Here is a 9,291-nt window from a genome sequence, read left to right as displayed (position 1 = left end):
TGGAGTGAACCCCAAAAATGAGACAGGGAAATAAGGGACTGAGTACATTGAATGGAGAAAGGCAATGGACTTGGCCCGAGGCAGCTACAGTCGTGATTTCAAGATATCGGTGATGCGGGCGATGGATGCCGGCGAGAGCGGGGGCAGAGTGGCCCGACGTCTGCAGCTCAGCCCGAAGCTGATCGAGCGTTGGCGAGGGGAATGGCGGGCGCGTGGGGAAGCGTCATTTCCCGGCAGCGGACGGCGAGCGCTGCCGAAGCTGGCGGCGGAAGAGCGGAGCGTGGCCGAACTGGAGCGCAAGATCGGCCAGCTCACGCTGGAGAATGACTTTTTAAAAAAAGCCTTGCAGCATTTCAGGGAGTATCATCCGCCGGCCGTGGTCAGTGGCGCGACTGCGTGTGCCGCCAGATCCGGCAAGCCAGTCAAGGCGGTGCGCAAGTGAAGCGGCTGTGCACAGCGGCGGGAGTGAGTCGAGCCAGCTACTATCGCAGCCTGATGGTGAGGGCCAGCAAAGGCGAGGTCATGGCGGTGCGCCATGAGCTGCAGCGGATCGCGCTGGAGTTTCCCGCCTACGGTTATCGTCGCCTCACGCCGGAGCTGAAGCGGCGTGGATATCGAGTCAATCACAAACGTGTGCTGCGGCTGATGCGGGCCGACAACCTGCTCTGTCTGAGGCGCAAGTCGTTTGTGCGGACTACGAACTCGGAGCATGGCTGGCCGGTATATCCGAACCTGGCCGCGAAGATGGAAACCACGGCCAGCAATCAGCTGTGGGTCGCCGACATCACCTACATCCGCCTGCTGCGCGAGTTTGTCTATTTGGCGGTGGTGCTGGACGCCTGGTCGCGCCGAGTGGTGGGCTGGGCCTTGGGACGAAGCTTGGAAGCCGAGCTGACATTAGCCGCGCTGCGCATGGCGATTGCCGAGCGTCGTCCCGCTTCGGGACTCGTGCACCATTCCGATCGCGGCGTGCAATATGCGTGTGCAGCCTACCGCGAGTTGCTTGAGGAACACGACATCCGCGGCAGCATGAGTCGCAAAGGCAATCCCTACGACAACGCCTTTGCCGAGAGCTTCATGAAAACTCTGAAGCACGAGGAAGTTTATCGCAACGAATATCGCGATCTGAACGAAGCGGTGGCGGGCATCGGCCAGTTCCTCGATCGCGTTTACAACCACCAACGTCTACATTCCGCGCTTGGCTATGTGGCTCCGGTCGAGTTCGAGGCGGCGCAAGCATGAACCCCACAGCGTTTCCCATTTCGGAGCGCTGGGGACTCTGTCCCCAGACCCCTGGGATTTATCGCCTGTGGGCCAAAATGGCATTGCTAGGAGAGCCAGGGCGGCCGCAGCCGCCCCGTGCCACTTCGGCAACTGAGTCGGCGCTCGGGTTGCGTCCCCGCAGAGCCCTATCCTCCGCTCAGCTATGCGCAGAGTGGACTATCAACAACCAGCCGAGCAATAGGTTTGCATTGAACGGCCCTTACCCCCTTAATTCCGTGTCTCACTCCAAGGGTTCACTTCAAGGGTACAGGTTAGAGGTGACAGGGCAAAGGACATGATCGGGTGAACGCGTTGAGTGAAGAAGGTAATCGGCAATCGGCTGTCGCCAAAAACAACAACAAAAGGTGACACAGATCACATGTGGCTTTTGCAACTCGCAAATCTTCGCTCTTGGCATACTATGCTGCGCCACTTTTCGAACAACGGTCTTCCCGCTTGGGACTTCTTTATTAGAGGGATCTCGCCGTGAGCCTGCTTCTGGTTGTTATTACGACTCTCGTCGTCGTGGGTGTGCTGGCCTTCCTGCGTGTGGCGACGAGGCCGGCATTTCGTCAGCGTCCTGACCAGGTTGTGATTCGGCGTCCGGGACAGCGCATGTTCGGCGCTCCAGAGCCGCTTGGGGCTACCGGAGCCGAGGACCTCCCCTTTGCTTTACTCAGCCAGGCGGCATACAAGCACAAGCCCGATGCCAAGCGGGTGAAGGCCGGCGCGTCACTTGATCCCGATGCGGAACTGGGGAAACGCGGCTGGACGATGTGGCCGGACTTCGGCGACCCTGCCTTGCATAAGCAAATCCGAAACGTGCATCTGCGGGCCGAGGTCTGGTGGCATTTACAGCAGAAAAAGATTGCCGTGGCTTTTGGTGGAACGGTGTTCACCAATATCAGCGACTGGCGAGCGAATCTCCGCTGGTTTATTCCTCACCAGAACGACGAATACACCGTGATCGTGAAGAGTTTTGGCCGCGCATTTGAGGCGGAGTATGGGAAGAAGCTGAAGGAAGCCGGGTGGAATCCGGGTGAGCGAATCCAGCTGTTTTCGACCGGGCATTCGCTGGGCGGAGGCCTGGCGCAGGAATTCGCCTACTCTCTGCCGCTCAGCGACGCGGTGCCGCGAGTGGCGAAGGTTTACGCCATCGATCCTTCTCCGGTGACCGGCTTTTATAGCGTCGAGAAGAACGTTCGCGAGGTGAACGTTCTCGAGCTTGCTATCGATCGCATCTTCGAACGCGGCGAGATTCTGGCATTTCTCCGCTCCATCGTGAGCATCTTCGTTCCGCCGCGCAGAAAGTCCCCGACGATCCGGCAGATTCGGTACAACCTGTTCCCAACATGGAACCCCATTACGGGACACTCGATCGCGGAGTTCGTCTTCCACCTGAATCAGCAGCTCGAGAAAGTGCCAAAGCCAACGACTCCCGGCTCGTGCGCGGTCGCCGGTCGGTAAGGACGAGACTCCGAATACGGTGATGTTTGCGCACCCGGGAAGCATGAACCTTAATCGGATATCCTGCGTTCCCGAAATACAAGCTACACAATCAAAATTAAGTTCGCGGACGATTCTTCGTGCCCACCTTTGCCGAACACCGGGCAAGAGAGGCGCACCCAAGCTTAGCCGCTTGGCAGCTTGCTTTTAGCTTGCAGTTTTCCGTCGTCGCTGCTCACTTGCTTTCATGATTTTGCTCAAGTCCCCCACTGGGCGAATCTCGAAGATACTGCCGAACCTGAGCGCCGGATGCTGCGTCATGAGCTGGACAGCATGATTCATATCGCGCGCCTCTAGAACGAGGATCCCGCCGATTTGTTCCTTGGTTTCGGCATAAGGACCGTCGGTAGTTGCGACTTTGCCGTTCTTCCAGGACACGGTCCGAGCGGTTTCCGGAGGCTGCAGCGCTTCTCCACCAGCCCAATGCCCGTTGGCGCGAAGATGGTCGTCGTATGCAAAGCAGGTGTCGAACATCGCGTTTTGCTCGCCTTCGGTCATGCAATCGAATTTGTCTTCGTCGTAGTAGCCCAAACAGATGTATTTCACGGTTCTTCTCCTCCTTGTTCTTTTCGTTTTTGTCTTTCGCTAATGAGAGTTTCAGGCCGTGCGCGCTAGATCGTTCATCCTATCGTCGTCGAGCACAGAAAGAATCGACAAGGAGAGGCGAACTATTTGTTTGATTCGCCATTCAAGACAGCCATGTTGTTACGGCTGACCGGAGTGGGTGAGCAGCATGAGCGGGATGGCGGCGACGGCGGCAATCGTGATTAGGACCAGAAAGATTCCGGCGATGATGTTCACCCACCGGCGGTTCGCATGGTCGCCCATGATGCCTTTATCGGCGGCGACGCGCAGGATCGGATAGTAGGTCAGTGGCATTACCACCATGCCAAAGATGATCGAGATATTCACCAACTGCAGAGGTCGGAGGCCGCTTAGAGCTAGCAGCGCGGCGACCACCAGCATGGCGATCCAGGTTGTGGTGTACACCGGAGCGGACTTGGGCGGCAGGTTCTTTCCCCAGCGAAGATTGAAAAACTGGCACACGTTGTAGCCGCCGGAGAGAGCCGTTTCTACAGCGGCTCCGCTCAGGCAGGCGAGGGTCCCAAGCAGAGCCAGGATCAAAGCCTTCTCACCGAAGGGGAAGGCGCCAGCCATAATCGCCGTGCTGAGCGTGTCGGGAAAGATGTTGCGCGGAAGAAAAAGCACTGCTCCCAGCACGAGCAAGGCACAGGTGAGCACTGCTCCGAGCACCGAGCCGAACGCCGCAACCATGAAGTTCTCGCTCAGGTCCTCGGGCTTCCAATCTTCTTCCATCGCGCCGGAAGAATAGAAGTGGACTTCGTATTCCATGAGCAGCGCGCTGAAAATTCCCACTGCGAAGTACGCGTAGAGCAGAGTGTGTCCGCAATCCGGCTGTGAGACGGCGGGCAAGAGTCCGCGCGCAACTTCGCTCCACTTCGGATGCAGCACGTAAGCAGACACCGCGAAGACCGTCATCAGCAAGCCTGAGAGGCCGAAGATTCGCTCGATCCACTGGAACTGCAAGAGAAAAACCGCCGCGCCGATGCCGAGTGCCGCGACAACGAGCAGCAGCCTCTCGGGCCATCCGGTAAGCAAACGCAGCACAATGGCGATGCCGCCCAATTCGGCGGCGCAGGTGATCAGGTTCAGAAGGTTCGAGGCGATCAGCACGCCGATACCAAGAGGGCGTCCGAGGCGATCGCGAACCACCGCGAATACCGGCTCCTTCGCCACCACGGCGATGCGTCCGCACATTTCCATGTAAACGATGATCGCGGCAGTGCCGAGGACGATCGCCCACATGAGCTTGTATCCGAAGAGCGCGCCGGCCTGCGTAGTGAAGACGATTTGGCCGAGATCGACGAATCCTCCGAGCGCAGTCATGATGCCGAGCGTGATGCCGAGGAGTTTTTTCATAGCGCCGACTTGGCCTGCTCCAAGTCACGGCGAATTTCCTCAACACGGGCTTTGGCTGCGGAGAGTGCGTTCCTGTCCTCACGGTGTGTCCGCACGTTCCACAGTTCTGCGCGAAGCTGGTTGAGCTGGATGCGACAACGCTGAAGCGCAGATTCGGTTCCCGATTGGGGAACAGCTTTGGCTAGTTCGTCGGCCGAGCGCTGAATTTCAGCATCGAGATAGGCTGCGTGCTGGTCGGCAAAGTTGGATGTGGTGCGGCCCGCACGAATGTAATCAACGAACATCTCTTCTTCGGAGGCGAACGAGATTGCGCTGGTGAGTTGAGATTTCAGATCCTCGGACGTGAGGGTCTTCTTTCGAGAACAGCCTGTGGAGACGAGCAGTAGAAGAACCGCCGTGAGCCTTCGCGTCATGCAGCATCATGGATGCAGCAGGTACTAGCAATGTTTGCCGGAGGCTTGCGAGAGGTGGCATCCGTGAGTCTCGGCCTTGCGACACGGGTTTTTATAAAGGAGCACCGAATCATTTTCACGGATCTGAGTGCTGGCGGATGTTCCTGTGCTCGCTTTTTCCTTAGATTATTCTCCTAGGCACATGAAGGGGAGTCGTTATCCGGAATATTCAACCGAGCAACTCGTCGAGTTGTATCAACGTGCGGCATCGGAACACGGGCGAGCGCAGGCCGAGAAACGATATCGGGCTGGAAATCCAGCGGCCGATCGCATCACGGGCCATCTACCATGAAATACGAAATCGAGGGGTTGAGCACCAGAGAGCGCTGTTGCCGTTGCTACTCAGCGATGACACGGGAGTTCGCTCTTGGGCCGCAGCTCATGCGTTGGAGTTTGAGCCTCGCCAGGGCGAGGCAGTTCTATTAGAGATAGCGCGCGGCAAAGGCATGGATGGATTCAGTGCTCGAATGACGCTCAAGGTGTGGCGTGAGGGGCAAACTTAAATTTCCGTAATGCGGAGTCAATGTTAGGGAATACAGGAGCGGCTTGGACGGGCTGCGGCTTCGCAACGTCTTTATCTCACAAGCCGATGAAACAACTTCTTCAGCGGGTTGCGATGAGACTCAACATTAACGACTTCGCCCATCAAGACTGGCTGATACAACTGAATCTGCACACCGGTCACAGTTCGATTGGCGACGGTGACATTCCGCGTGCTGGGTGAGTGTCCTGGGGCAAAAAGCTGGAGCTGATACGTGGCAGGTTCGAGACCGCGGAATTGCCACTCCCCTTTTTCATTCGTCTTGCCGGTAATTGGCTCTTTCAAAATTCCACTACGAATCCAGATCTGCGCATCTTGAATGCCGGCGCCGCTCTCGTCCACAACCTTCACATCAATTCCAGTGTGAGATTCATTGATTTGTACGAGGGATTGCGGTTCGGCGGCCTGAGCCACAGCGAACCCGGTACCCATCACCGCCGCGAGTGACGCAACCGCGAGCCTGGAGGCTCTCCGGACAAGTGCCTTCGCGCCGCCTTCGCAGTCCTTGGTGACGACCGTCCCATCTGCCCTGCGATATAGCCGACCGCATAACCTCAATCCTTCCTTCTGGCGGATGAGTTGCGAAAGCTCGTGTTTCGTCAGAGCGCCGAAGTTATAGACGTTCAGATTGCATTGCGAGCACCAACGAACGCGATCATCGCCCACCATCTCTTCCCAATTGGCATTGCATGGTGACGCGACCTGAAGCCGTTTAAGCATGCGCTGGCGACAGCGTATGTCGTTTGAGAAGAGACAGTCAAGGCCGCGGGTCGGCTTTTCCTGAATCGTCGAGCGGCGACACTGTTGGCCGCATTATCCGAGCACCGAAAAGAGAAGAGTGCCGCGAAGTTTGCGGCACGACTGGGAGTAGCCCGGGGTGACGTAGGAACCCCGGGTAAGCGAACGAAAACCATTTTTTTCCGAGCTGCCGCAGGCTTCAGCGGAGCGCAACGCGCGGAGCGGCCTAGAAAAAAATGCTTTTGTTATGCACTCCGCTTCGCTACGCGCAGGCCTTCGGCAGAGAGGTAGTGGACTTCATTCATCCGTTTACCCAGGGTTCCCAAACTGCGGTCACCCCGGGCTAATCTCATCCGTGCCGCACAAACCGCGGCACTCCAAAATCAGGCTTGAAATTTCAGCTCGTCGGAGGTGAGGGTCTTCTTTCGGGAACACCCTGTGCAGACCAGCAGCAGAAGAACCGCCGTGAGCCTTCGCGTCATGCAGCATCATGGATGCAGCAGGTACTCGCAATGTTTGCCGGCCCATGGTCCCGCGAGGCTGGCATCTGTGAATCACGGTCTTGCGGGCACGGATTTTTCATCGAAATAATTTTCACTGATCTGAGCCTCGGCCTCGAAGAAGAAGCGGGGCTGTTGCTGCCCATCGCAAGCCAACCTATCGTTGCGATCTCACAGCACGCTGGTCGGCGTCCTATACCAAAGTAACTTGGTGCTCCACTTCCGCGCAGCCATACTTCTCGAATGAATTCAGCGTCCAGCGCTGATGAAGCTCCGGTTACATCGGAGCACTGCAGCATTCACACGGAATGGGCAGAGGCAGCTGCGCCTGAACCTTGCATCGACAAAGGACGTCGTATCTTTGGCCTGTGCTTAGTCTTGGCGACTGCATTCAGCCAGTGTTTTCTTTCATCGACATTCATGTTTGCCGGCTACGCAATGCCTGGGCCCAACGATATCCTCACCCTTCGTTTCGCCAATGGATTGACGGTTGAGTTGGTTGCTCTAGGATTGCTGCACTACGTTCTGCTCCAGAATGGGAAGAAGCTCTCGGATATAGGATTCGCGTTTCGCTGGCGTGATCTTCGCGACGGCGTAAAGCTGATCGTGGGTTCATCAATCGCCTACGCTGTCGCGGGCTTCTTTATCTTCCGAGCTTATCAATTGCTAGTGAAGCACCCTCCAGCGCGTCCCCAAATTGCTGGGGAGGGTGTGCTGAGCGTCTGGGTGCTTTTGCTTGTAGTGGTAAATCCATTCTTTGAAGAACTGATTGCGCGTGCCTTTACGATCTCGGAGATCAGGGCGCTGGGCGGTGGTCGAGCACTGGCGGTTGCAATCAGCGTCGGGCTGCAAACCTCATACCACTTCTATCAAGGGGTCCCGTACGCGCTCATGATCGGAGTGCTCTTTCTCGTGTATTCGCTTTTCTACATACGCAGCGGGCGCATAATGCCAGTCATCATCGCTCATATGTGGGCAGACTTCGCCGGATTGATCCTTTATCCATGGCTTCGAGGCCAACACTAGGATCGATACCGCGGTTTGTGTGAGACTGCTTTAGAATGACTCGCAGATTTGTAGTGCGAGAGAAACAAACGTTAGTGGCCAAGCTAATGGAGTTTCTCGCTGGAGACTTTTCCTTCGTTTCGTTCGAGGGCAGGTTCAGCGATCTGCCTCTGGCCAGTTTCCCCGAAGTTTCCAAACACGAAACGAAGCTGTTGAAGCGAAACACCCTCTGGCCAGAGCAAGACTTTGTCGTGCTGCCACTGCGTCCCGGTACTTGGGAAGTATTGCGTTCAGCGTTGGGGACATTCCCTTTCAAGCGTGTTCTTCATCTTCAGATTGAAAGGAATGGCGTGCTTGAGTTTGGAGCTTACGACAATTTCTCAACGGCGAGTCTTTTTTTGGGGCCGTCGCTTGAGCACACCATCATTCCTGAACTCATCGAGGCGGGAATCCTGAAGGTCGAATAAGCCAGTCGGCGTTTTCAGCATCGCGAGATTCAGCCGAGAATAGGTCCCGCCTATCACCGGGTTCCTCGAGATCATGCAAAACCGCACTCTGCAACTCTGGGTTCCCGATTGGGGAACGACTTTGGCTAGTTCGTCGGCTGAGCGCTGAATTTCAGCATCGAGATAGGCTGCGTGCTGCTCGGCAAAGTTGGATGTAGCGCGGCCCGCACGAACGTAATCAACGAACATCTCTTCTTCCGCGGCGAACGAGATTGCCTGGGTGAGCTGAGATTTCAGATCATCGGACGTGAGAGTCTTCTTTCGAGAACAGCCTGTGGAGACCAGCAGCAGAAGAACCGCCGTGAGCCTTCGCATCATGCAGCATCATGGATGCAGCAGGTACTCACAATGTTTGCCGGGTTGCTGCTGTTGCCATTCCCCTTACTTTCGCTTTGGGCATCTGAGTTAAAATTACTTCAAAGGACAGGCAGCATGTCAAAGGTGGTTGTTAGAAAATTCAAGACGAAGCGCTCAAAGAAGAGGGTTTCTGCGAAGCAGTTTCAAGTGTCAAAAGGCAAGACCACGGTTGTGAGGGTCATCAATGCCGCAAGTCGAACGCTTCCCAGCGATATCGAATACGTGTTCAGCGAGAACGTTCGCAAGGCTCGGAGTGAAAATAAGAAGCTAGGTTTGCGCGAGCTTGTCCTGCAAAAAGGCTGATCCGCCACAATTCTGGATCATTGCCGGACCAAACGGCTCCGGCAAGAGCACTCTTCAAGAGAACGTACTTTTCAAAGATTCAGAACGCCCTTTCTGGATTATCAATCCCGACCTGCTGGCCGCCCAGTTCAAGCAAAAGAGCAATCGGCGGAAGCAAACCTGCAAGCGGTCATGCGAAT

8 protein-coding genes and 1 pseudogene are annotated in these 9,291 nt (G+C 56.4%); 4 read left to right on the top strand and 5 right to left on the bottom strand.

Translation table 11 applies throughout. The features are described 5' to 3' along the window. Window positions 1-64: 64 nt before the first annotated feature. Window positions 65-1,242 (top strand): annotated as a pseudogene (locus VFU50_17930) (IS3 family transposase). 507 nt (window positions 1,243-1,749) lie between these two features. Beyond that, window positions 1,750-2,730, top strand: coding sequence for a hypothetical protein (locus VFU50_17925; GenBank protein ID HEU5234743.1), 981 nt, complete (start codon window positions 1,750-1,752; stop codon window positions 2,728-2,730). A gap of 186 nt (window positions 2,731-2,916) precedes the next feature. Here VFU50_17925 and VFU50_17920 read toward each other — a convergent pair whose 3' ends face one another. From VFU50_17920 to VFU50_17905, 4 genes are all read right to left on the bottom strand, one after another. Further along, on the bottom strand, window positions 2,917-3,315 hold the full coding sequence (locus tag VFU50_17920; protein ID HEU5234742.1) for a YciI family protein: 399 nt from the start codon (window positions 3,313-3,315) through the stop codon (window positions 2,917-2,919). A gap of 159 nt (window positions 3,316-3,474) precedes the next feature. Beyond that, complete coding sequence (locus VFU50_17915) at window positions 3,475-4,710, bottom strand: divalent metal cation transporter (GenBank protein ID HEU5234741.1); 1,236 nt, start codon at window positions 4,708-4,710, stop codon at window positions 3,475-3,477. Next, window positions 4,707-5,123: a hypothetical protein gene (locus VFU50_17910; GenBank protein ID HEU5234740.1), complete on the bottom strand. Its 417-nt coding sequence runs from the start codon at window positions 5,121-5,123 to the stop codon at window positions 4,707-4,709. The genes VFU50_17915 and VFU50_17910 overlap by 4 nt, the downstream gene beginning before the upstream one ends. 613 nt (window positions 5,124-5,736) lie before the next feature. Continuing rightward, a complete protein-coding gene (locus VFU50_17905) occupies window positions 5,737-6,423 on the bottom strand; it encodes a carboxypeptidase-like regulatory domain-containing protein (protein HEU5234739.1) in 687 nt (228 codons plus the stop codon). 761 nt (window positions 6,424-7,184) lie between these two features. On the opposite strand from VFU50_17905, the gene VFU50_17900 reads away from it, so the two are divergent. After that, window positions 7,185-7,967 carry a type II CAAX endopeptidase family protein gene (locus VFU50_17900; protein HEU5234738.1) on the top strand — a complete coding sequence of 261 codons (783 nt, stop codon included), beginning with the start codon at window positions 7,185-7,187 and terminating at the stop codon, window positions 7,965-7,967. 359 nt (window positions 7,968-8,326) lie between these two features. Here VFU50_17900 and VFU50_17895 read toward each other — a convergent pair whose 3' ends face one another. Further along, window positions 8,327-8,770, bottom strand: coding sequence for a hypothetical protein (locus VFU50_17895; GenBank protein HEU5234737.1), 444 nt, complete (start codon window positions 8,768-8,770; stop codon window positions 8,327-8,329). Window positions 8,771-8,782: 12 nt separating this feature from the next. Between VFU50_17895 and VFU50_17890 the strand changes: the two genes are divergently transcribed. After that, window positions 8,783-9,112, top strand: a complete 330-nt coding sequence (locus VFU50_17890; GenBank protein HEU5234736.1) for a hypothetical protein — start codon at window positions 8,783-8,785, stop codon at window positions 9,110-9,112. Window positions 9,113-9,291 lie beyond the last annotated feature (179 nt).

It is taken from the genome of Terriglobales bacterium (assembly GCA_035764005.1).
In the GTDB taxonomy this organism is placed as follows: Bacteria; Acidobacteriota; Terriglobia; order Terriglobales; family Acidobacteriaceae; genus Gp1-AA112.
The sequence above is the reverse complement of the archived record's forward strand: the minus strand, read 5'-3'. Positions and strand labels throughout refer to the sequence as shown.

Excerpts from the sequence above, each read along its gene's own strand:
- VFU50_17915 (HEU5234741.1), bottom strand. The coding sequence starts at position 4,710 with ATGAAAAAACTCCTCGGCATCACGCTCGGCATCATGACTGCGCTCGGA.
- VFU50_17910 (HEU5234740.1), bottom strand. The coding sequence starts at position 5,123 with ATGACGCGAAGGCTCACGGCGGTTCTTCTACTGCTCGTCTCCACAGGC.
- VFU50_17905 (HEU5234739.1), bottom strand. The coding sequence starts at position 6,423 with ATGCTTAAACGGCTTCAGGTCGCGTCACCATGCAATGCCAATTGGGAA.
- VFU50_17900 (HEU5234738.1), top strand. The coding sequence starts at position 7,185 with ATGAATTCAGCGTCCAGCGCTGATGAAGCTCCGGTTACATCGGAGCAC.
- VFU50_17895 (HEU5234737.1), bottom strand. The coding sequence starts at position 8,770 with ATGATGCGAAGGCTCACGGCGGTTCTTCTGCTGCTGGTCTCCACAGGC.
- VFU50_17890 (HEU5234736.1), top strand. The coding sequence starts at position 8,783 with ATGCAGCAGGTACTCACAATGTTTGCCGGGTTGCTGCTGTTGCCATTC.